The organism is Streptomyces sp. KM273126 (assembly GCF_004337435.2).
Lineage (GTDB): Bacteria > Actinomycetota > Actinomycetes > Streptomycetales > Streptomycetaceae > Streptomyces > Streptomyces acidicola.
Genome location: NZ_SJXB02000001.1, coordinates 4,267,879 through 4,288,854, shown reverse-complemented (window position 1 = coordinate 4,288,854; position 20,976 = coordinate 4,267,879). Strand labels below are relative to the sequence as shown.

The following is a 20,976-nucleotide window of genomic DNA, read 5'->3' as shown; positions in this document are numbered from 1 at the left end:
CCAGCCGCTCCGTCCACCATCAGCGAGTCAATCTAACGCCCCCGCCTGGGGAGTTCACCGTTTACACGGCCGGGGTGCGTGTCCGATGCCCCCTGCGCCTCTGGTTCAGGGGGCGAGCCCGTCCCCCGTGGTCAGCGGCGACGCGCGTACGAGGCCAGCAGTCCCGCTGCGAGCACCGGGTCCACGACCGGCACGCCCAGCCGGTCCTCCAGCAGTGGGCGGACCCCGATCGTGTTCAGGCCGGTGCAGGCCAGCAGCAGGGTGTCCGCACCGGCCTCGACGAGACCGGCCCCGGCCTCCAGCACCGCTTCGGGGCCATCGGGGGCGAGCAGGTCCGTCGTACGGCGCACTCCCCGCGGCCGTGCCGCGCCGGCGAAGCGCTCGCCGAGGACCGCCGTTACGGCGGGCGGCGCCTCGTCCCTGATGCCCAGTACCCCGACGCGGGTGCCGAGGCCCAGCGCCACGGCGGCGGCCGCCGAACCCGCGCCGATGACCGGCACGTCGACGGCCTCGCGCGTCTGCTCCAGCGCCGGGTCGGCGGCGCAGCTGATGACCAGGGTCGCGGCCCCTTCGTCGGCCAGTTCGCGGGCCAGGGACACGATCTTCGGTTCGGCGCGGCGCTCGGACTCGTCGTCGTGGATGCCGTACGGCTGCCCGGGGATGCAGCGGGAGACGGCCGGAATGCCGTACCGCTCCTCGATGACCCTGCCGTGGGCCGCCACTGCCGCGGTGTCATCGCTGGTGAGGACGCGGATCACGCCGATGTGCGCGGTCATGAGCCGCTCCCCGGGTGGGTCGCGGGCGCCTGGGAGGGGCGGCCGAAGGCGGCCACCACCTCCCCCGCCATGCGGACGGCGATGGCCCTGGCCAGGAGGACGGGGCGGCCGGCGGCGCGGACGGCGGCCTGCCGCATCCGCTCGGTGTAGCCGATGCAGTCCAGGACGATCCAGGAACTGCCGGCCTCGGCGAGGGTGCGTGCGGCTGCCGCCACCTCCTGAAGTGCCTGCTCCGGCGGTGCGTACGGGTTGGCGGGGGCGGCCCGGACGCTGCCCGGTGCCACCTGGGACCAGCGGTGGACCGCGTCCTCGGCCTGGTCCGGGTGCGGGCAGACGATGCCCACCGGGTCGGGGCCGACGGTGGCCGCGACGCCGCGCAGCACCAGCGGTTCGGCGAACAGCAGCGGCCGGCTCGCCCGTACGGCGGGGAAGTGCCCGGTGCACAGCAGCAGCGTCGCGGCGGCGCCGTCCCCCTCCGCGCGGGCGACGGCCCGCTCGATGCGCGGGACGAGGGCCTTGTGGCCGAGCACCACCGAGCCGCCGTCGCGCAGCCGGGAGACCAGCGGCGCCTCGCCGGGCTCGGGGGCCAGCAGCCGGCGGGTCTCCGGCTCGGCGGGGCCGTCGAACCGTTCGCCGTCGAGCGCGCCGTGTTCCACCAGGCGCACCCCGGGGAGCAGCGGTTCGGCGTCGGGCCGCAGGTCGGCGCGCGGGGCCTGGCCGATGGTGACGAGGCCGAGGGCCGGGGTGGTCACGGGTGGCTCCTTCGGGTTTCGGGAACAGGACGTGCGGAGGGGGTCGCAGGACACGCGGAGGGAGTCACTGGGCCGCGGAGTGGGTCACAGGGCTCTTCGTGACAGGGGGTCACAGGGCCTTCGTGAGCTGGCCCACGTCGTTCAGCGAGCTTCCGGCCACCAGGCCCGCGCCCACCAGCGACAGATCGTTCTCGGACTGCTCGTCGGAGTCCTTGCGCGCCTCGGGGTCGGTCAGTCCGCGACGGCGCCACATCGTGTACGCCTGACGGACGGCCAGGGCGCCGAGCACCATCCACCCGGCGTCGGGCGTGGCCACCAGCAGACCGGTGGCCAGCAGGACGCCCATCTGCCGGGACGGGCCGCCGAGGAACTGGACGAGCGCTCCGGGGATCGCCCACAGCAGCATGGTGGTCATGGTGCCGGGTTCGAGGCCGCCCTTGATGGTGGCCACGTACACCTCGGACACCGGGGGCACCCGCCCGTCCGAGAAGAACGACTTCCAGGCGATGGCGACCACGACGAGTGCGACACCGAAGCCGACCAGCTGCGCGAGGTACTGCTGACGCCGTCCCTCGATCTCGAAGGGCTGCCACGGCACGGCGTTCCGGCGCAGCAGCCAGCCGGCCTTGAAGTCGTAGCCGAGGTCGGCGAAGGCGGGGCCGGTGGAGGCCGTGTAGCCCACCATGAGGGCGAGCGGAACGGTCGGGATGTGCAGGACCAGGCCGATGATCAGGAAGATCAGGGTGACGGCGAAGGCCGGGAACCACCCCGAGTGCATCGCCGCGAGGCCCACGATGAGCTGGTGCACGATGGCGGCGACGCCGGCCAGCGCCACCCAGCCGATCAGGGCGGGCAGGGACAGGCCACCGGCCACTCCGCCGGCGATCGCGACCACGACCGCGCCGCACAGGAAGAGGACCATGCCCTCCAGCAGGCCGCGGCGCAGCTGCGGTGCCTGGACGGTGCGCTCGTCGTCGTCGGAGGCGGTGGGTGCGGCGTCCGCCGCCGTGCCGTCGCCGCGCCCCTTGCGGTTGCGCATCAGCAGCAGCGCCTGGACCAGGGCGACGAGACCGGCGCCGATCATCAGGCCGTGCGGCACACGCTCGGCGCCGAGGTCGAAGCCGAAGTCAGGGGCGTACTGGCCGACGGCCAGCCCGATGCCGAACATCGCGAGCGCCCAGATGTTGCCCAGGAAGCCCACGCCGGCGGCGCTGGTGGGGAGCTTGAACAGCGCGCCGACCACACCGATGACCGCGCCCACGCCGAGAATCGCGGCCTTGCGCCCGCCGGTGTCCCCGGCCTTGATGGTCTCGGCGGCGGCGATGCCCGCGGGCCAGGAGCCGGTGGCGGGCAGCAGCTTGGAGTCGAACACCCGGTACAGCACCCAGCTGTCGACGGCCAGCCCGATGACGGCGCCGCCCAGCATGGGCCACACCAGGTCGGTACGGCCCAGGGCGAAGGGCACGGCTATGGGGGTGAGCAGGGAGTTGGCGGCGGCGAAGGTGGAGCCGGAGATCGCCGACTGCACCAGGTTCTGCCGGTGCTGGGAGCGCATCCGGGCCAGCACGCCGACCGGGATGCGCCCGATCAGCATCGCCACCAGGGCGCCGATCACGGCCGTGTTGGGAGAGACGCCGAGCGACGTGATCAGCACGATGCCGATCAGGGCGCCGAGGACCGACATCAGGACGGTGATGACGAGGGTGACCGGTTCGAAGGCTCTGGGGTGAGCTTCGACCTGCGCGGAGGTGGCCTCCGCGGCGGTCCGGGTGTTCGGGTTGTTCATGGGGACTCCTGGGCGCGTGGGCTCATTGCGCGGGGACGGGCGCCTGCAGATGGGTCATGGGGCCGTACAGCTCGACCAGGCGCGCGAACTCCTCGTCGTCGAGGAAGCGCGCGACTCCGCGGCCGAACTCCTTGGCGGTCTCGATCGCGAACCGGGCGGCGGCCGCGATGTCGGTCTCGTGGCTGGCGCCGGTGGCGCAGCCGGCCACGGCGGTGGCGGCGGTGATGGCGAGGCCGACGACGGGGGCCTTGGTGGCGACGGCGGGCTGGAGGATGGAGTTGAGGTGGTGCACCCCGTTGCCGTACGGGGTGATGTCCTGCGTGGTGATGGGCAGCACGCGCGCGGGCTCCCCGGTGACGGTCTCCAGGATGGACACCAGGTCCTCGCTCACCCGGAGGATCCAGCCCTCGCGGACGGTCGGCGACAGGGCGAGGCCGCGGTGGTTGAGCAGCCGGTTGCCCTTGGTGGTGTCGATGGAGACGACCGCGTCCATCTCGGGGGAGATCTCCTCGCGGTTGCACACCAGGGTGTCCACCGGGGAGTCCATGAAGGGCACCGGGTCGTGCGGCTGGGTGGGGGCCCACCCGCAGACGTGCGTGGAGAGGGTGACATCGCCGTCCAGGACATCGCCGCGGGCGTGCATGTCCAGCAGCTTGGCGGCGGCGGACAGCGCCGCGACCGCCCCGTCGGCGTCGGAGACCAGGCCGATGCGCTCCGGCCGGGCGCCGACTCCGCCGAGCCGGCCGAGGATGCCGAGGGTCGGCGCGTCGCCGCCGGCGAGCCGGCCGCGGCGGCCCGGGACGGTGACGGAGACGAAGTCCGTGCTGCCCTTGTCGCCCTCGACGGTGCGTACCTCGATCCGCGGCGCGGTCGCCGGGTCGGCGCCGGCCGCGGCCTGAACGGCCCGCAGGTGGTCGGCGAGCAGTTCCCCGCCGGTCTGCGGGCGGTCGAGGAGTTCGATGATCTCAAGGACGTGTTTGAGCACGGGGGCCTCTCAGGACGGGATAGCGGGTAACGCGGCCGACAGGCCCGGGCTGGGGCCCTTCTGATGGATCTCCGCGGAGGTAGGAGCGGCGTCCGGTGCGTGCGCTCGGCGTGCGTGCCGGGCGTCGCGACGCCGCGGAGATCCATCAGAAGGGCCCCTGCGGCGAATGAGGAGGTGCCCGGGGCCGGTGCGCCCCAGAGTCGGCCGACCGTTCCGCCGAGCGCAATGTTTTCTCGATATGCGGGAATGTTTACTCTTCCGTCATGGTCGAGCAGTCACCCGTAACCGGTCCGCCACCTCTCCAGACCGCGGACCGCGTCCTCAATGTCCTGCTGTCCTTCGACCGGGAGCGCCCGGAGTGGGGCGTCACCGAAGTGGCCGCGGAGTTCGGCCTGGACAAGTCGGTCGCGCAGCGGCTGCTGGCCGCGCTGGCGTACCGCGGCTTCCTGGTCTCCGACCAGCGCACCCGCCGCTACCGGCTGGGCCCGGCGGTGTGGCATCTGTCACGCGTGTGGGAGCGCGGCGGCGGCATGGCCAGTCTGGTCCGGCCCGCTCTGGAGGGGCTCGCCGAGACGGTCGGGATCGGCGCGCTCTTCGCGGTGCCGGACGGGGTCCACATGCGCTGTGTCACGGCCGCGGACGGGGCGACCGGGCCGCTGCGCTACTACGCCTTGGCGGGCGAGCTGTACCCGGCGCACGCCGGGGCCACCTCGCGGGCCTACTTCGGTATGCTGCCGCCCGGCGATCGGGCCGTCCTGCTGTACGGCCGTCCGATGGCGCGGTTCAGCGAGAACACGCTGACCGACCCGGTGCGGCTGGAGGAGCGCTTCGCCGAGGTGCGGCGCCTCGGTTACGCGTACTCCGAGGGCGAGTACGATCCGCAGACCGCGGCGCTCGCGGTCCCGGTGCTCGTCGGCAGGCGTCCGGTGGGCACGCTGTCCCTGGCCTCGGCTCTCGAGGACCTGCGGGGCCGCCAGGAGGAGCTGGTCGGCCCGCTGCAGAGTTGTGCCGCGGACCTGGGCAGGCTGCTGACGCCGACCCGCCCGCGGCATGTCCCCCCGCGCCGCGACGGGCGCTGAGCGGGCACCTGCCGGGCCCGGCGCCGGCGCACACACCGCCCGCCCCCCTCCAGAGATCTCTTCCGTCACCACATCCCGTCCAGCACGTCCCGTCCCAGAAAGGGCCATCCGTCATGCAGTTGCTGCTGCTGTCCAACTCCACCGCTCCCGGCCGCGGTTATCTGGAGCACGCACGGGAGGAGATCGGCGCGCTGCTCGACGGCGTACGCCGACTGGTGTTCGTCCCGTACGCCCTGGCCGACCGGGACGGCTACACCGCCCAGGTGGCAAAGGCCCTTGAGCCCCTGGGTCTTGAGGTGACCGGTGCGCACACCGCCGCCGACCCGGCCGCGCTCGTCAGCGACGCGGAGGCGGTGTTTGTGGGCGGCGGCAACAGCTTCCGGCTGCTGAAGGCGCTGCACGAGCACGGTCTGGTGCGGGCCGTCCGCGAGCGGGTGGCGGCCGGTGTGCCGTACATCGGGTCGAGCGCCGGTACCAACATGGCCTGTCCCACTCTGCGCACCACCAATGACATGCCGATCGTCCAGCCGCCCAGCTTCGAGGCACTGGGCCTGCTGCCCTTCCAGATCAACCCGCACTACCTGGACGCGCGGCCGGACCTCGGCCACATGGGCGAGACCCGCGCCGAGCGGCTGGAGCAGTTCCTGGAGGAGAACGACGTGCCGGTGGTGGGGCTGCGCGAGGGCACCTGGCTGCGCAGGGACGCGGACCGGCTGACGCTCGGCGGGATAGCGGCCGGAGCCGTCCTGTTCCGGCGCGGCGCGGAACCCGCGGAACTCGGCCCCGGCGCGGACCTGAGCACCCTGCTGAGCGGGCGCGCGCGGTTCGACGCGCCGGCCTGAGCAGGTCTCAGAGGCCGGGTGACGCGCGAGGTGGAGACCCCGGCTTAGTCCACCGCGGACAACCCAACACCCCGACAACGCCCACATGGAGCATGCCCACCCCTCCTCCCCCGCCCTAGCCTGCGAGAAAAGAAGGCAAGCGTCCGGAAACGCCCCGCGTCGGAGCGGACCGCAGGCGCCCGGCCGCCGGCACCCGGGCGTCGGCACCCGTACACCGACACCCGTACGCGCCGGCACACCCGGACGCCGACACACCCGTACGCAAGATCATCAGGGAGCCCTCATGACCGCAGTTCCGCAGGAGCGCCGCGTCGTCACCGCCATCCCCGGCCCGAAGTCGCAGGAGTTGCAGGCCCGTCGCACCGCCGCGGTCGCGCAGGGCGTGGGCTCCGTGCTGCCCGTGTTCACCGCGCGGGCGGGCGGCGGCATCATCGAGGACGTCGACGGCAACCGGCTCATCGACTTCGGCTCCGGCATCGCGGTGACGAGCGTCGGCGCCTCCGCCGAGGCCGTCGTACGCCGGGCCTCGGCCCAGCTCCAGGACTTCACCCACACCTGTTTCATGGTCACGCCGTACGAGGGGTACGTCGCCGTCGCCGAGGCGCTGGCCGAGCTCACCCCGGGCGACCACGCCAAGAAGTCGGCGCTGTTCAACAGCGGCGCCGAGGCCGTCGAGAACGCCGTCAAGATCGCGCGCTCCCACACCGGGCGCCAGGCGGTCGTCGTGTTCGACCACGGCTACCACGGCCGGACGAACCTGACCATGGCGCTGACGGCCAAGAACATGCCGTACAAGCAGGGCTTCGGCCCGTTCGCGCCCGAGGTGTACCGCATGCCGATGGCGTACGGCTACCGCTGGCCGACCGGCCCCGAGAACGCGGGCCCGGAGGCCGCCGCGCAGGCGATCGACCAGATCACCAAGCAGGTCGGCCCGGAGAACGTGGCCGCGATCATCATCGAGCCGGTGCTCGGCGAGGGCGGCTTCATCGAGCCGGCGAAGGGCTTCCTGCCGGCGCTCCGGGAGTTCGCCACCGACCACGGCATCGTGTTCGTCGCGGACGAGATCCAGTCCGGCTTCTGCCGTACGGGCCAGTGGTTCGCGTGCGAGGACGAGGGCATCGTCCCGGACCTGATCACCACGGCGAAGGGCATCGCGGGCGGTCTGCCGCTCGCCGCCGTGACCGGCCGCGCCGAGATCATGGACGCCGCGCACGCGGGCGGCCTCGGCGGCACGTACGGCGGCAACCCGGTCGCCTGTGCGGGTGCGCTGGGCTCGATCGAGACCATGAAGGAGCTGGACCTCAACGCGCGCGCGAAGGCGATCGAGGCGACGATGAAGGCGCGCCTGTCCGCCATGGCCGAGAAGTTCGAGATCATCGGGGACATCCGCGGCCGGGGCGCCATGATCGCGATCGAGCTGGTCAAGGACCGCACCACCAAGGAGCCGAACCCGGAGGCGACCGGCGCGCTCGCCAAGGCCTGCCACCAGCAGGGCCTGCTGGTCCTGACCTGTGGCACCTACGGGAACGTCCTCCGCTTCCTGCCCCCGCTGGTCATCGGCGAGGACCTGCTGGGCGAGGGCCTCGACATCATCGAGCAGGCGTTCTCGCGTATCTGAGTACGGGGTCGTCGAACCTGGGCACGGATGAGTCCTGTGCGTGCCCAGATGAGCCCGTGACCACCATCCGGAATCCCTCCGGCCACCCCCATTCACCCCTGACGTCCCACGCTCCCCGCAACCGGAATCCCGGCCGGATTCCGGTGCGCGACGACAAGAGGCAGAGGGAGTGAAGAACGTGTGCAAGGTGGCCGTGAGGACCCGATTCCGTCTGTCGCAGCCGTTTCTCCTGCCGTAGGTTCTTAGCCAGATGAGAGATACACCCCGCCCACAGGGGACTGTGGGTGACACCGGGTCGAGGCCTCCCCAGCTTCGCCCTGGTCGTGCCCTCGCGCACACACTCGGAGCTTCCGGCTCCGGATCTCCTCACCGATCGGATGGCCGCTCGCCCCAAACCCCCCGGGGCGTGCGGCACACCGGTCTGGACGGCGGCCTCGGAACCACCCCCCCTGTTCCGGGGTCGCCGACCTCCCTCCTCCTCTTCTTCCTTCTCTTCCTGGGCCTTCCGGTCCTCCTCTTCGCGCTGGTCACCTGGCAGATCGCCGTCCACGGCCCGCTCGCCCGCGCGGACGAACGCCTCAGCGGCGAGCTGGTCCACCGGGACAGCCTCTCGGTCTTCCTCGCCGACCTCGGCAACGTCACGGTCGCCGTCCCCGTCCTGGCCGTCGTGCTCGGGTACGTCGCTGTGCGCGCCCGCCGAGCCGGTACAGACCACTGGTGGACACCTCCCGTGGCGGCGGGCGTCCTGATGGCCCTCGTACCGGCGCTGGTGGTCCCCCTGAAGGAGCTGATCGACCGTCCGGGCCCACCGGTCATGGGCGGCGGCACCGGCTACTACCCCTCGGGCCACACAGCCACCGCCTCCATCGCGTACGGAGGCGCGGTCCTCGTGCTGTGGCCCTGGCTGCGCGGCCGGCGCACGCGCGGCCCGGTCCTCCTCGTCTGCGTCGCGCTGAACCTCGGGGTCGCCCTCGGTCTGGTCCGCAGCGGCTACCACTGGCCACTCGACGTGGTGGCCAGTTGGTGCCTGTGCGCGGTGCTGCTGCTGTCTCTCCGGCTGTTCCTCGGCCGGAGAGACCGTCGAAGGTCCGCAAGCCCGGCCGTGCAAGCCCCCTGACGGCTACCGTCCCCCGTCCCGCGCCAGACCGGCCGCCGCCTCGTGCATCGCCAGTTCCAGCAGCGCCGGATCGGTGAGTGTGCCGGTGCCGTCCGGCGGGACCAGCCAGCGGATGTCGCCGCTTGGCCGTCCCGGATACGGCACCACGATCCAGGTGCCGCGTCCCGCGGAGCGCACGCCCGTGCCGAGCCACCGGCTCGCCGTGCCCGGGGGCACGAAGAAACCCGTGCGGTCGTCGCCGAAGTCGCTGAGCACCGGCCCCGGACGGTCGAGGCAGCGGGTCAGCACGTCTAGCGTGGGACGGCCGAGCCCGGCCGGCAGGATCAGCACGTCCCAGGCCCTCCCGGCCGGGAGCAGCGTGACCCCGAGCGGGCTGCGCTCCCACTCCTGGCGGCAGGCGTCGGGATCCGGAGCAACGGATGCCAGCCAATCGACCGCTGTCTTGGCCCCAGTCATGGCGGGACTTCCTCTCTGTGGTGCTGCTCTGTGGCGCTGCTCTGTGGTTCCGCTGTGGACGCCGGTCGCGTCCACGGGCGGAGAGAGGGTTTCCGAAGCATCATTACGCGGGTTCCGGACGGCTCCGGTGGTGAACGGGGCATCACAGCGCAGCAGGATGTGCGCCGAGGGATCACGAACGCCGCCGCACGCCCCGTCGCCCGCCGTGCGCGTCAACTGTCGAAGCCCAGACCGAGCCGGTCCATCGCCTTCAGCCACAGGTTCCGCCGTCCGCCGTGCGCGTCCGCGCGGGCCAGCGACCACTTGGTGAGGGCGATACCGGTCCAGGCGAAGGGCTCGGGCGGGAAGGGCAGGGGCTTCGTGCGGACCATCTCCAGCTCCGTGCGCTCGGTGCGCTCCCCCGCCAGCAGGTCCAGCATCACGTCCGCGCCGAACCGGGTCGCGCCCACGCCCAGTCCCGTGTAGCCCGCCGCGTACGCCACCCGGCCCTGGTGGGCCGTGCCGAAGAACGCGGCGAAGCGCGAGCAGGTGTCGATCGCCCCGCCCCACGCGTGGGTGAAGCGGACGCCCTCCAACTGCGGGAAGCAGGTGAAGAAGTGCCCGGCGAGCTTGGCGTACGTCTCCGGCCGGTCGTCGTACTCGGCGCGCACCCGGCCGCCGTACGGGTAGATCGCGTCGTAACCGCCCCAGAGGACGCGGTTGTCGGCGCTGAGCCGGAAGTAGTGGAACTGGTTGGCGCTGTCGCCGAGTCCCTGCCGGTTCCTCCAGCCGATGGAGGCGAGCCGGCTCGCGGTGAGCGGCTCGGTCATCAGCGCGTAGTCGTAGACCGGGACGGTGTACGCGCGAACGCGTCGGACGAGGCTGGGGAAGACGTTCGTGCCGAGGGCGACCCTGCGGGCGCGGATCGTGCCGTACGGGGTGCGGACGGCCATGCCGGCACCGTACGGCTTCAGGGTGAGCGCGGGGGTGTGCTCGTAGACCCGGACGCCGAGGCCCAGGCACGCCCGTTTGAGGCCCCAGGCGAGCTTGGCCGGGTGGAGCATGGCCACGCCCCGGCGGTCATGGAGACCGGCCAGGAATGTCGGTGAGTCGACTTGTTCCCGTACGGCGTCGGCGTCCAGGAACTCGATGCCGTCCGCGAGGCCGTGGCGCTCCGTCTCGGCGTGCCAGTCGCGCAGTTCGGCGGCCTGGTGGGGTTCGGTGGCGACGTCGATCTCGCCGGTGCGCTCGAAGTCGCAGTCCAGGGAGTAGCGGGCGAGGGCCGCCTCGATCTCGTCGAGGTTGCGGGCGCCCAGCTCCTGGAGCTTGTGGATCTCGTCCGGCCAGCGGGCGAGGCCGTTGGCCAGGCCGTGGGTGAGCGAGGCGGCGCAGAAGCCGCCGTTCCGGCCGGAGGCGGCCCAGCCCGACTCGCGGCCCTCGACGAGGACGACGTCCCGCTCGGGGTCGCGCTCCTTCGCGAGGAGCGCCGTCCACAGCCCGCTGTAGCCGCCGCCGACGACCAGCAGGTCGCACGTCTCGGCGCCGGTGAGGGCAGGCTCGGGGCGGGGCCTGCCGGGGTCGTCCAGCCAGTACGGGACCGGCTGGGCCTCGGAAAGAGACCTCGTCCAGCGGTGTCCACGGCTCATGGCGCTCGGGGCCATGATTTTCAACTCCCTACGCGGGCTGGGGGATCAGGGGAAGCCCCCTACGGCTTCTGGCGCTTGCGGCGACCACCGATGACCATGCCGGCCAGCACGAACAGCACGGCGACGACGAACATGGCCGTACCGATGACATTGATCTGGACGGGCGTTCCGCGCTGTGCCGAGCCCCAGACGAACATGGGGAACGTGACGGTCGAGCCCGCGGTGAAATTGGTGATGATGAAATCGTCGAAGGAGAGCGCGAAGGCGAGCAGCGCGCCCGCGGCGATTCCCGGTGCCGCGATGGGCAGGGTGACCCGCACGAACGTCTGGACGGGACCCGCGTACAGATCCCGCGCGGCCTCCTCCAGCCTCGGGTCCATCGACATGACGCGCGCTTTGACGGCGACCACGACGAAGCTGAGGCAGAACATGATGTGCGCGATCAGGATCGTCCAGAATCCCAACTGAGCACCCAGGTTGAGGAACAGGGTCAGCAGGGACGCGGCCATCACGACCTCGGGCATCGCCATCGGCAGGAAGATCAGCGAGTTGACGGCCCCCCGCGCGCGGAAGCGGTACCGCACGAGGGCGAAGGCGATCATCGTGCCGAGGACGGTGGCCCCGAGCGTGGCCCAGGCCGCGAGTTGCAGGCTGATCGAGAGCGAGCCGCACAGGCCGGCGACCCCGCACGGATCGGTCCAGGCGTCCGTGGAGAACGTCTGCCACTCGTAGTTGAAGCGGCCCTTCGGTTCGTTGAAGGAGAAGACGGTGACGACGATGTTCGGCAGGAGGAGGTATCCGAGCGTCAGCAGACCGGCGATGACGACGAGATGGCGCTTTGTCCAGCGCAGCAAGGCCATTTAAACCAGATCCTCCGTCCCGGACTTCCGGATGTAGAGCGTGACCATGATGAGGATCGCGGCCATGAGAATGAAGGAAAGGGCGGCGGCCGTCGGATAGTCGAGGATCCGCAGGAACTGCGTCTGGATGACGTTGCCGACCATGCGGGTGTCCGCGGAGCCGAGCAGGTCGGCGTTCACGTAGTCGCCGCTCGCCGGGATGAAGGTGAGCAGCGTGCCGGAGACGACTCCGGGCATCGACAGCGGGAAGGTGACCTTGCGGAACGTCGTGAACGGTGTCGCGTACAGGTCGCCGGCCGCCTCGTGCAGCCGCCCGTCGATGCGCTCCAGGGACGTGTAGAGCGGCAGGATCATGAACGGCAGGAAGTTGTAGGTCAGACCGCAGACCACGGCCAGTGGTGTGGCGAGGACGCGGTCCCCGGCGGTGATGCCGAGCCAGCCGGTGACGTCCAGGACGTGCAGCGAGTTCAGGGCGCCGACGACCGGGCCGCCGTCGGCGAGGATCGTCTTCCAGGCGAGGGTGCGGATCAGGAAGCTGGTGAAGAACGGCGCGATCACCAGGATCAGGATCAGGTTGCGCCAGCGGCCCGCACGGAACGCGATCAGGTACGCCAGCGGATAGCCCAGCAGCAGGCACAGGACCGTCGCGGAGCCGGCGTACAGGACCGAGCGCAGGAACTGCGGCCAGTACTCGGACAGGGCGTGCCAGTAGGTCGCGAAGTGCCAGGTGACCTTGTAGCCCTCCTCCAGGGAGCCCGTCTGTACGGACGTGGAGGCCTGGTAGATCATCGGCAGCGCGAAGAAGACGAGCAGCCAGAGAATGCCGGGCAGGAGCAGCCAGTACGGGACGAGGCGGCCAGGTCCGCGCGGGGGCTTCCGTGTCGGGGCGACCGTTGTGGGAGGCGCTGAGGGAGGCGGTGGCGCCTCGGCTTCGGTGAGGGTCGCCATCAGACAGCCACCTCTTCCTCTACGGTTTCCACGCCCGCGGAGCCCGCTGTCCCAGCAAGCAGGGACTGGGCGGCGTCCAGGCCGAACGTGTGGGCCGGGCTCCAGTGCAGGACGACGTCGGCACCGGGGACGAGCCGGGGGTCGCGGTCGATGTTCTGGACGTAGACCGCGAACTCGGGGCAGACGGAACTGTCGACGACGTACTGCGTGGAGACGCCGATGAAACTGGTCGCGGTGATCTTCCCGGTGATGCGGTTGCGGCCCACGGGGACGTCGCCGGCGTCGTCCGCGTGAGTGAGGGATATCTTCTCGGGCCGTACACCGACCAGGACCCTGCCGCCGGTGGTGGCGGGCGCCGAACAGCGTGCCTCGGGCAGTGACAGCTTGCCGTCGCCCGCCTTGAGGACGATGGCGCCGCCGCTCTTCGAGTCGACCTCGGCCTCGATGAGGTTCGAGGTGCCGAGGAAGTTGGCGACGAACGTGGTCCGCGGGTTCTCGTAGAGGTCGGTGGGCGAGCCGAGTTGTTCGACGCGGCCCGCGTTCATCACGGCGACCGTGTCGGCCATCGTCATGGCCTCCTCCTGGTCGTGCGTGACATGGACGAAGGTGATGCCGACCTCGGTCTGGATGCGCTTGAGTTCCAGCTGCATCTGGCGCCGCAGCTTGAGGTCGAGGGCGCCGAGCGGCTCGTCGAGGAGGAGCACCTTGGGGCGGTTGATCAGCGCGCGGGCGACGGCCACGCGCTGCTGCTGGCCGCCGGAGAGCTGGTGCGGCTTCTTGCGGGCCTGTTCCCCGAGCTGTACGAGCTCCAGCATCTCGTCGACCTGCTTCTTCACGGACCTGATGCCGCGCCTGCGCAGCCCGAAGGCGACGTTCTCGAAGATGTCGAGGTGCGGGAAGAGCGCGTACGACTGGAAGACCGTGTTCACCGGCCGCTTGTACGGCGGCAGAAGGGTCACGTCCTGCTCGCCGAGCGAGACGGTGCCGGAGGAAGGTTCCTCCAGGCCGGCGATCATGCGCAGGGTGGTGGTCTTGCCGCAGCCGGAGGCGCCGAGCAGGGCGAAGAAGGAACCTTCCGGCACGGTGAGGTCGAGCGGGTGGACGGCGGTGAAGGTGCCGTAGGTCTTGCTGATGCCAGAGAGGCGGACGTCGCCGCCGTGGTCTTTCGTCATGGTGTGGTCCCTGGGTGTCGGGGTCGACTGTGGTTCCGGAGCGGGCCCGGACACCGCGCCGTCGGGCGTTCCGCGGGGCTTTCAGCCCGTCCGGCGTTTGAGGACGAGGCCGTTCAGGCCGACAGCGGGGGTCTGGGGGCGGCAGCCCCAGCGGAAGGGACGGGAATGGGTAGGGGCGGCGGGGGCGAGGAAAACCGCCCACACCCCACCGCCGGAGGCTCACGCGCCCGTCAGCTTCGCGAACTTCTCCTCGTACGCCGTCTCTTCCTCGCTGCTCAGCAGACGGAAGGCGCGGGACTTGGCGGCCATGGCCTTGTCCGGAAGGATCAACGGGTTGTCCGCCGCGTCCTTGTCGATCTTCTCCAGCTCCGTCTTCACCCCGTCGACCGGGCAGACGAAGTTGATGTAGGCGGCGACTTCGGCGGCCGGGCGAGGCTCGTAGTAGTAGTCGATGAGCCGCTCGGCGTTCGTCTTGTGACGTGCCTTGTTGGGGATCAGCAGGTTGTCGGTGGACGTCAGGTAGCCGCTGTCGGGGATGACGAAGTCGACGTCGGGGCTGTCCGCCTTGAGCTGGACGACGTCACCGGCCCAGGCGATGCAGGCCGCGAGGTCGCCCTTGGTGAGGTCGGACGTGTAGTCGTTGCCCGTGAAGCGGCGGATCTGGCCCTTGTCGACGGCCTTCTGGAGACGGGCGATCGCCGCGTCGTAGTCGTCGTCCGTGAACTTCGCCGGGTCCTTGCCCATGTCGAGCAGGGTCATGCCGATGCTGTCGCGCATCTCCGACAGGAAGCCGATGCGCCCCTTGAGCCGGGGGTTGTCGAGCATGTCGGAGACCGACCGGACCTCGATGCCGTCGAGCGCCTTCTTGTTGTACGCGATGACGGTCGAGATGCCCTGCCACGGGTACGAGTAGGCGCGGCCCGGGTCCCAGTCGGGGCTGCGGAACTGGGCGGACAGGTTGGCGTACGCGTGCGGCAGGTTCGCCGGGTCCAGTTTCTGGACCCACCCGAGCCGGATCAGCCGGCCCGCCAGCCAGTCGGTGAGGACGATGATGTCGCGGCCGGCGTCCTGGCCCGCGGCGAGCTGCGGCTTGATCTTGCCGAAGAACTCGTTGTTGTCGTTGATGTCCTCGGTGTACTTGACCTTGATGCCGGTCCGCCGGGTGAACCGGTCGAGCGTGGGATGACGCCTCTCGCTCTCGTCCACGTCCATGTACTCGGTCCAGTTGGAGAAGTTGACGACCTTCTCCTCGGCCGAGTGGTCCTCCGCGGAGACACCGCCCTGGCTCTTGCCCGCCGGGGGGATACCGCAGGCGCTCAGCGCTCCGACGCCACCGACCGCGAGAGCGCCTCCCGCGGAGGCGCGCAGCAGCGAACGGCGGGTCAGGGAGGCCCTGCCGCTCAGGAAACTGCGCCGCATCGCGGCCAGTTGGACCGGGGACAGCCGGTCGGGCTCGTACTGCTCCATACGCGTGGTGCCCTTTCGGGAGGTTTGGCCGTGGTCGGCGGCAGGTGGCGTCCCCCTACCGCCGCTCCCCGAAGATCGTCCGGTGCCAGGCCTTCCTGGCGACCGCCGTGTTGTCGAACATGACGTGCTTGATCTGCGTGTACTCCTCGAATGAGTACACGGACATGTCCTTGCCGAAGCCGGACGCCCGATACCCGCCGTGGGGCATCTCGCTGATGATCGGAATGTGGTCGTTGATCCAGACGCAGCCCGCCCTGATCTCGCGGGTGGCGCGGTTCGCCCGGTAGACGTCCCGGCTCCAGGCGGAGGCGGCGAGGCCGTACGGGGTGTCGTTGGCGAGCCGGATGCCCTCGTCGTCGGTGTCGAAGGGCAGGACGACGAGGACGGGCCCGAAGATCTCGGACTGGACGATCTCGCTGTCCTGGGCGGCGTCGGCGATGACCGTGGGCCGGTAGTAGGCACCGTTCTTGAGGTCTCCCCGGGGAGCCTCTCCACCGGTCACCACGCGCGCGTGGGCACGCGCCCGGTCGACGAAACCCGCCACCCGGTCGCGGTGGCTGTGCGAGATGAGCGGCCCGATGTCCGTGCCCGGCGCGAACGGGTCGCCGAGCCGGACGGTCTCCATCAGGGCGGCGGTCCGCGCGACGAACTCCTCGTAGAGGGGCCGTTGCACGTACGCGCGCGTGGCGGCCGTGCAGTCCTGCCCGGTGTTGATGAGCGCGCCCGCGACGGCGCCGTGCACGGCTGCTTCGAGATCGGCGTCGTCGAAGACCACGAAGGGCGCCTTGCCGCCGAGTTCCAGGTGGATCCGCTTGACGGTCGCCGTGGCGATCCCGGCGACACGCCTGCCGACGGCAGTGGACCCGGTGAACGAGGTCATGGCCACGTCCGGGTGCGCGACGAGGTGCTCGCCGGCCTCCTTGCCGGTGCCGGCGACGATGTTGACCACGCCGGGCGGGATGCCCGCGTCGGTGGCGGCCTCGGCGAAGAGGAGCGAGGTCAACGGGGTGAGCTCGGCGGGCTTCAGGACGATCGTGTTGCCCGCGGCGATCGCCGGGAGGATCTTCCAGGCGGCCATCTGGAGGGGGTAGTTCCAGGGCGCGATGGAGCCGACCACGCCGATGGGCTCACGGCGTACGTACGAGGTGTGGTCGCCGGAGTACTCGCCCGCGGACTGCCCCTGCAACTGCCGGGCGGCCCCCGCGAAGAAGGCGGTGTTGTCGATGGTCCCCGGGACGTCGAACTCACGGCTCAGCTTCAGCGGCTTCCCGCACTGGAGCGACTCGGCGCGTGCGAAGTCCTCGGCGCGGTCGGCGAGGACGGCGGCGAAGCGGTGCAGCGCGTCGGAACGCTCGCCGGGAGTGGCGGCGGCCCAGCCCGGGAAGGCCTCGCGGGCCGCGGCGACGGCTGCGTCCACGTCCTCGGTGCCGGCGAGCTCGTACGTGTACACCTCCGCGCCGGTGGCCGGGTCGACGACGGCGTGGGTACGGCCGGAGGTGCCCCTCCGTGGGCGGCCCGCGATGAACTGCGCGCCGTCCGGGAAACGGTCCTGGGCCGGGAAACGGTGGGGGGTGGCGGTGCCCGGGCTGTGCATATGGCTCTCCTCCGTGTCCCCTGTCCGAGGGCCGGCGTGGCTCAAGCTCGATTTGAGTGCCGATCCTGACAGAGCGACAAAACCTCAACAAGGGATTCCGTTGTTGCCTTTTGGTTACGCGACGGAATCTGTCGACCGGGCGCCGACCAGGCACGAAAATCAGGGGACGGACTGTCAGTGGTGCGTGCCAGACTCGTCGGCATGGGGAAGATCGATTCTTTGGACACCCTGGTCAGGGAGGTCCGTGCGGGGGCGAGAGTCAAGTACCTGCACTTCTGGGGGCACCGGCCGCGGCCCGACGGCCGGATCGGCGCGAGCTGCCTGAGCCAGTGGTGGCCGTCGCCGTTCACGGTGGACGGGGTGGAGTACGCGACGGCGGAGCACTGGATGATGGCGTCGAAGGCCCGGCTGTTCGGTGACGCGGAGGCGGAGCAGATGGCCGTCTCGGCCACGAGCCCCGCGGTCGCGAAGAAGGCCGGGCGGCTGGTGCGCGGCTTCGACGAGTCCATATGGGAGCGGGAGCGGTTCGGGATCGTCGTCGAGGGCAGCGTCCACAAGTTCGCCGCGCACGCGGACCTGCGGGAGTTCCTGCTGGGTACGGGTGACCGGGTGCTGGTGGAGGCCAGCCCGCTGGACCGGGTGTGGGGCATCGGACTGGCCGCGGACGACAAGCGGGCCGCGGATCCCGAGCGGTGGCGGGGGCCGAACCTGCTGGGCTTCGCGCTGATGGAGGCGCGTGAGCGGCTCGCCTAGATCATTCGTCTCAGCCAGTCAGATCATTCGTCTCAGCCGGTGTGGCGCACCACAAGTGACGTGGTGGCGGCCGGGGCGGCGGAGTAGCCGGCGTCGACGGGGGCGCCGTCGGCGCTGTCGTCCGAGACCGCGACGATGAGGACGAACACGAGCGCGCCCAGGACGATGCCGGCCGCCCCGCAGATGATCCCGGCCAGGGCCTGCCCAGGATTCGTCGCCTCGCCCCGGCCCGCCTTGGCGCGGCCGATCACACCGAAGATCACGCCCAGCACGCCCAGCACGATGGACAACGGCCACATACAGAACCCGACCGCCGCGATGATCCCCAGGGTGAGCGAGGCGATCCCCATTCCGTTACTCGGCGCGAGCGGCATCCCGGACCAGCCGTAGCCCGGGGCACCGTGGTGCGGGGCGAACTGGTGACCGTGGCCCGGGTGGCCCTGGTAGGCCGGCTGACCCGGGTACTGGAGGTATCCGTACGGCACGTGTCCCGGACCGTCGGGGCCGATGGGGGCGGGGGGACGGGTTCGCCGGGACCCGGTGGTGCGAAGGGGTCGTTGGCCGCGGGCGGCGCGACGGGCGCGGGGGCCGTCGGCGGCGGGAAGGAGGCGTGCGGCGGGGGCGGGGCGAAGGGGTCGGCCCACGACTGGGGTTGGGGCTGAGGGTGGGAGTGCGGGTTGTGGCTGGGGCTGGGATGGGGGTACGGGGCCGCCGGATTGCCGGAGGCCGGCGGTATCGGGAGCCCGCCGGGGGCCATACGTGTACGTCTGCGGGTCGTGCGCGGAGGGCGGTACCGGGGGCGTGCTCGCCGACGACACGGTGTCCGCGGGCGGCGCCCACGGGTTCGGCGCGGGGGCGGGCGGCTTGTCGAGCCGGACCCCGGGCGCCGGGACGGCGTCCTGCGGCTCGGGAGCGGGACCGGTGCCGGGACCGGGACCGGTGCCAGGAGCAGGACCGGTCCCAGGCGCGGAACCGGTGCCAGGCGCGGCGGGAGAAGCCGGCGCCGCGTTCTCCGGAGGCAGAGGTCCGGCCAGGGGACGGTTCTCCGGGGCAGCCCAGGGGTCCTGGCCGGGGGTGTCCGGCATCTGCGGCGTGCGCGCCTCGTCGGACATGCGCGGGATCCCCTCTGTCGTACGTTCCGTCATGCTACGGCCCACGTCTGTCGCGCACGGGCCGCCGCCTACGATGATCCCTGAGTCACCGATCAGCCGATCACCCGCGTCCCCGACCACGGTCCTGGGGCGCCGTTCCCGGGGAGGAACCTTGACCGACCGCCACGCCGTACCGCAGGGCCCCACCGGCGCCGTCGGCGCCGCCGCCCGCGATCTGCACGCCTTCATCGCCGGTCTCCCGAAGGCCGAACTGCACGTGCACCACGTCGGCTCCGCCTCCCCGCGCATCGTCTCGGAACTGGCCGCCCGGCACCCCGACTCCAAGGTCCCCACCGACCCCGAGGCCCTCGCGGACTACTTCACGTTCACGGACTTCGCCCACTTCATCGACGTGTACCTGTCCGTGGTGGACCTCATCCGCACCCCCGAGGACGTCCGGCTGCTCACGTACGAGGTCGCCCGGGACATGGCCCGGCAGCAGGTGCGCTACGCCGAGCTGACCATCACGCCGTACTCCTCCACCAGCCGCGGTATCGACGCGCGCGCCTTCATGGACGCGATCGAGGACGCCCGCAAGTCGGCCGAGGCCGACTTCGGGACCGTACTGCGCTGGTGCTTCGACATCCCCGGAGAGGCGGGCCTGACCTCCGCCGAGGAGACGACCCGGCTGGCCACGACCGACGGGCTGCGCCCGGAGGGCCTGGTCTCGTTCGGGCTCGGGGGGCCCGAGATCGGCGTACCGCGGCCGCAGTTCAAGCCCTACTTCGACCAGGCCATCGCCGCCGGACTGCGCTCCGTACCGCACGCCGGCGAGACCACCGGCCCCCAGACGATCTGGGACGCCCTGACCGAGCTGCGCGCGGAGCGCATCGGGCACGGCACCAGCGCCGCGAAGGACCCGAAGCTCCTCGCCCACCTCGCCGAGCGGCGCATCGCCCTGGAGGTCTGCCCGACCTCCAACATCGCCACCCGCGCGGTCCGCACGCTCGACGAACACCCGATCAAGGAGTTCGTGCGGGCCGGGGTCCTGGTCACCATCAACTCCGACGACCCGCCGATGTTCGGCACGGACCTCAACAGCGAGTACGCCGTCGCCGCCCGCCTCCTCGACCTCGACGAGCAGGGGCTGGCCGCCCTCGCCAAGAACGCGGTGGAGGCGTCCTTCCTGGACGAGGCGGGCAAGGCGCGGATCGCGGCCGAGATCGACACGTACACCTCCGCCTGGCTCACTCCCTGAGATCCCCGGGCTCCGGCACTGCTGCCGGGGCCCCCGGGCCAGCACAATGGAGCCCATGCGCACCGTGACCGCCGTGGCCCATCGCGGCCACCCCTACCGTGCCCGCGAGAACACGATCGCCTCCCTGCGCTCCGCGCTCCAGGCGGGCGCGGACGCGGTGGAGATCGACGTACGGCTGACCCGGGACGGCATGCCCGTCCTGCTGCACGACGCGACCCTGAAACGGCTGTGGGAGCAGGACCGGCCGCTGGCCTCGCTGTCCTCGGCGGAGGTGCGCGGGCTCACCGGCGGCGGCGTGCCGACGCTGGCGGACGCTCTGCACACCGCCGGGGACACCCGGCTGATGATCGACCTTCCAGGCGCGGCCGACCCCCGGGCGGTACGGCGGATCGTGGACGTCGTCCGGGAGTGCGGGGCCGAGGAGCGGGTCTACTACTGCGCGGGCGCCGACACGATGCTCGCCGTGCGCGCCGCCGCCCCCTCCGCCGAGATCGCCCTGACCTGGACGACACTCGCCCCACCACGCCCGGCACTCCTCGACGCCATCCGCCCTCGCTGGCTCAACTACCGCTTCGGGCTGGTGACCCGGGAGCTCGCCGCCCGCGTGCACCGGGACGGCTATCTGCTGTCGGTGTGGACCCCCGACACCCGCCGCTCGATGCGTCGGCTGCTGGACGCGGGAGTCGACTCGATCACGACGAACCGCATCGACATGTTGTGCGCACTGCGCGGGACGTAGGCGGCCGGTCCCCTAGGGGCAGCCCCGGGACCGACTCCGGGGACCACGCCCTCCTCGG

At 71.5% G+C, this 20,976-nt stretch carries 18 protein-coding genes and 1 pseudogene; 7 read left to right on the top strand and 12 right to left on the bottom strand.

All coding sequences use genetic code 11. The annotated features are described in order from the left end of the window. Positions 1-131 precede the first annotated feature (131 nt). The 4 genes from E0500_RS18485 to E0500_RS18470 form a co-directional block, all read right to left on the bottom strand. Entirely contained in the window at positions 132-776 is a 645-nt protein-coding gene (locus E0500_RS18485; RefSeq protein ID WP_181587043.1) for an aspartate/glutamate racemase family protein, read from the bottom strand. After that, complete coding sequence (locus E0500_RS18480; protein WP_131569818.1) at positions 773-1,528, bottom strand: AroM family protein; 756 nt, start codon at positions 1,526-1,528, stop codon at positions 773-775. Before E0500_RS18480 ends, E0500_RS18485 begins: the two co-directional genes overlap by 4 nt. 109 nt (positions 1,529-1,637) lie before the next feature. Further along, positions 1,638-3,314 (bottom strand): OPT family oligopeptide transporter, encoded by a 1,677-nt coding sequence (locus E0500_RS18475; RefSeq protein ID WP_131569816.1) that lies wholly within the window; start codon positions 3,312-3,314, stop codon positions 1,638-1,640. Positions 3,315-3,336: 22 nt separating this feature from the next. Then, the gene (locus E0500_RS18470) at positions 3,337-4,299 is read right to left on the bottom strand and encodes a DUF1177 domain-containing protein (RefSeq protein WP_131569814.1); all 963 of its coding nucleotides are present in this window, start codon (positions 4,297-4,299) and stop codon (positions 3,337-3,339) included. A 263-nt stretch (positions 4,300-4,562) separates the two neighbouring features. Here E0500_RS18470 and E0500_RS18465 point away from each other — a divergent pair, with 263 nt between their 5' ends. The 4 genes from E0500_RS18465 (at position 4,563) to E0500_RS18450 (ending at position 8,955) form a co-directional block, all read left to right on the top strand. Beyond that, positions 4,563-5,378: an IclR family transcriptional regulator gene (locus E0500_RS18465; RefSeq protein WP_131569812.1), complete on the top strand. Its 816-nt coding sequence runs from the start codon at positions 4,563-4,565 to the stop codon at positions 5,376-5,378. 113 nt (positions 5,379-5,491) lie between these two features. Continuing rightward, positions 5,492-6,220 (top strand): dipeptidase PepE, encoded by a 729-nt coding sequence (gene pepE / locus E0500_RS18460; protein WP_131569810.1) that lies wholly within the window; start codon positions 5,492-5,494, stop codon positions 6,218-6,220. Between the two features lie 283 nt (positions 6,221-6,503). Continuing rightward, positions 6,504-7,838 carry a 4-aminobutyrate--2-oxoglutarate transaminase gene (gene gabT, locus E0500_RS18455; protein ID WP_131569808.1) on the top strand — a complete coding sequence of 445 codons (1,335 nt, stop codon included), beginning with the start codon at positions 6,504-6,506 and terminating at the stop codon, positions 7,836-7,838. A 280-nt stretch (positions 7,839-8,118) separates the two neighbouring features. Next, positions 8,119-8,955 (top strand): phosphatase PAP2 family protein, encoded by an 837-nt coding sequence (locus E0500_RS18450; RefSeq protein WP_399119425.1) that lies wholly within the window; start codon positions 8,119-8,121, stop codon positions 8,953-8,955. Positions 8,956-8,958: 3 nt separating this feature from the next. Here E0500_RS18450 and E0500_RS18445 read toward each other — a convergent pair whose 3' ends face one another. From E0500_RS18445 to E0500_RS18415, 7 genes are all read right to left on the bottom strand, one after another. Next, a complete protein-coding gene (locus E0500_RS18445; RefSeq protein ID WP_131569805.1) occupies positions 8,959-9,411 on the bottom strand; it encodes a hypothetical protein in 453 nt (150 codons plus the stop codon). 212 nt (positions 9,412-9,623) lie between these two features. Further along, positions 9,624-11,051, bottom strand: coding sequence for an FAD-binding oxidoreductase (locus E0500_RS18440; protein WP_131569803.1), 1,428 nt, complete (start codon positions 11,049-11,051; stop codon positions 9,624-9,626). 44 nt (positions 11,052-11,095) lie between these two features. After that, positions 11,096-11,896 carry an ABC transporter permease gene (locus tag E0500_RS18435; protein WP_131569801.1) on the bottom strand — a complete coding sequence of 267 codons (801 nt, stop codon included), beginning with the start codon at positions 11,894-11,896 and terminating at the stop codon, positions 11,096-11,098. Continuing rightward, positions 11,897-12,844: an ABC transporter permease gene (locus E0500_RS18430; protein WP_131569800.1), complete on the bottom strand. Its 948-nt coding sequence runs from the start codon at positions 12,842-12,844 to the stop codon at positions 11,897-11,899. Further along, on the bottom strand, positions 12,844-14,016 hold the full coding sequence (locus E0500_RS18425; RefSeq protein ID WP_131569798.1) for an ABC transporter ATP-binding protein: 1,173 nt from the start codon (positions 14,014-14,016) through the stop codon (positions 12,844-12,846). The genes E0500_RS18430 and E0500_RS18425 overlap by 1 nt, the downstream gene beginning before the upstream one ends. A 219-nt stretch (positions 14,017-14,235) precedes the next feature. Then, on the bottom strand, positions 14,236-15,483 hold the full coding sequence (locus tag E0500_RS18420) for a spermidine/putrescine ABC transporter substrate-binding protein (protein WP_131572158.1): 1,248 nt from the start codon (positions 15,481-15,483) through the stop codon (positions 14,236-14,238). Positions 15,484-15,538: 55 nt separating this feature from the next. Further along, positions 15,539-17,077, bottom strand: a complete 1,539-nt coding sequence (locus E0500_RS18415) for a gamma-aminobutyraldehyde dehydrogenase (RefSeq protein ID WP_131572159.1) — start codon at positions 17,075-17,077, stop codon at positions 15,539-15,541. Positions 17,078-17,278: 201 nt separating this feature from the next. Here E0500_RS18415 and E0500_RS18410 point away from each other — a divergent pair, with 201 nt between their 5' ends. Further along, a complete protein-coding gene (locus E0500_RS18410) occupies positions 17,279-17,830 on the top strand; it encodes an NADAR family protein (protein ID WP_131572160.1) in 552 nt (183 codons plus the stop codon). A gap of 32 nt (positions 17,831-17,862) precedes the next feature. Here the strand turns inward: E0500_RS18410 and E0500_RS18405 are convergent, their stop codons facing one another. Continuing rightward, positions 17,863-18,315 (bottom strand): DUF4190 domain-containing protein, encoded by a 453-nt coding sequence (locus tag E0500_RS18405; RefSeq protein ID WP_181587041.1) that lies wholly within the window; start codon positions 18,313-18,315, stop codon positions 17,863-17,865. A gap of 726 nt (positions 18,316-19,041) precedes the next feature. Between E0500_RS18405 and E0500_RS18400 the strand changes: the two are divergent. Together E0500_RS18400 and E0500_RS18395 are read left to right on the top strand one after the other, a co-directional pair. Further along, positions 19,042-20,179, top strand: a pseudogene (locus E0500_RS18400) (adenosine deaminase). A 55-nt stretch (positions 20,180-20,234) separates the two neighbouring features. Then, positions 20,235-20,918: a glycerophosphodiester phosphodiesterase gene (locus E0500_RS18395; protein ID WP_131559697.1), complete on the top strand. Its 684-nt coding sequence runs from the start codon at positions 20,235-20,237 to the stop codon at positions 20,916-20,918. The last annotated feature ends 58 nt before the right edge of the window (positions 20,919-20,976 follow it).

Coding starts and splice junctions, on each gene's coding strand:
- E0500_RS18410 (WP_131572160.1), top strand. CDS start 17,279: ATGGGGAAGATCGATTCTTTGGACACCCTGGTCAGGGAGGTCCGTGCG.
- E0500_RS18430 (WP_131569800.1), bottom strand. CDS start 12,844: ATGGCGACCCTCACCGAAGCCGAGGCGCCACCGCCTCCCTCAGCGCCT.
- E0500_RS18485 (WP_181587043.1), bottom strand. CDS start 776: ATGACCGCGCACATCGGCGTGATCCGCGTCCTCACCAGCGATGACACC.
- gabT (WP_131569808.1), top strand. CDS start 6,504: ATGACCGCAGTTCCGCAGGAGCGCCGCGTCGTCACCGCCATCCCCGGC.
- E0500_RS18435 (WP_131569801.1), bottom strand. CDS start 11,896: ATGGCCTTGCTGCGCTGGACAAAGCGCCATCTCGTCGTCATCGCCGGT.
- E0500_RS18445 (WP_131569805.1), bottom strand. CDS start 9,411: ATGACTGGGGCCAAGACAGCGGTCGATTGGCTGGCATCCGTTGCTCCG.
- E0500_RS18440 (WP_131569803.1), bottom strand. CDS start 11,051: ATGGCCCCGAGCGCCATGAGCCGTGGACACCGCTGGACGAGGTCTCTT.
- E0500_RS18395 (WP_131559697.1), top strand. CDS start 20,235: ATGCGCACCGTGACCGCCGTGGCCCATCGCGGCCACCCCTACCGTGCC.
- E0500_RS18425 (WP_131569798.1), bottom strand. CDS start 14,016: ATGACGAAAGACCACGGCGGCGACGTCCGCCTCTCTGGCATCAGCAAG.
- E0500_RS18475 (WP_131569816.1), bottom strand. CDS start 3,314: ATGAACAACCCGAACACCCGGACCGCCGCGGAGGCCACCTCCGCGCAG.
- E0500_RS18415 (WP_131572159.1), bottom strand. CDS start 17,077: ATGCACAGCCCGGGCACCGCCACCCCCCACCGTTTCCCGGCCCAGGAC.
- E0500_RS18420 (WP_131572158.1), bottom strand. CDS start 15,483: ATGGAGCAGTACGAGCCCGACCGGCTGTCCCCGGTCCAACTGGCCGCG.
- pepE (WP_131569810.1), top strand. CDS start 5,492: ATGCAGTTGCTGCTGCTGTCCAACTCCACCGCTCCCGGCCGCGGTTAT.
- E0500_RS18465 (WP_131569812.1), top strand. CDS start 4,563: ATGGTCGAGCAGTCACCCGTAACCGGTCCGCCACCTCTCCAGACCGCG.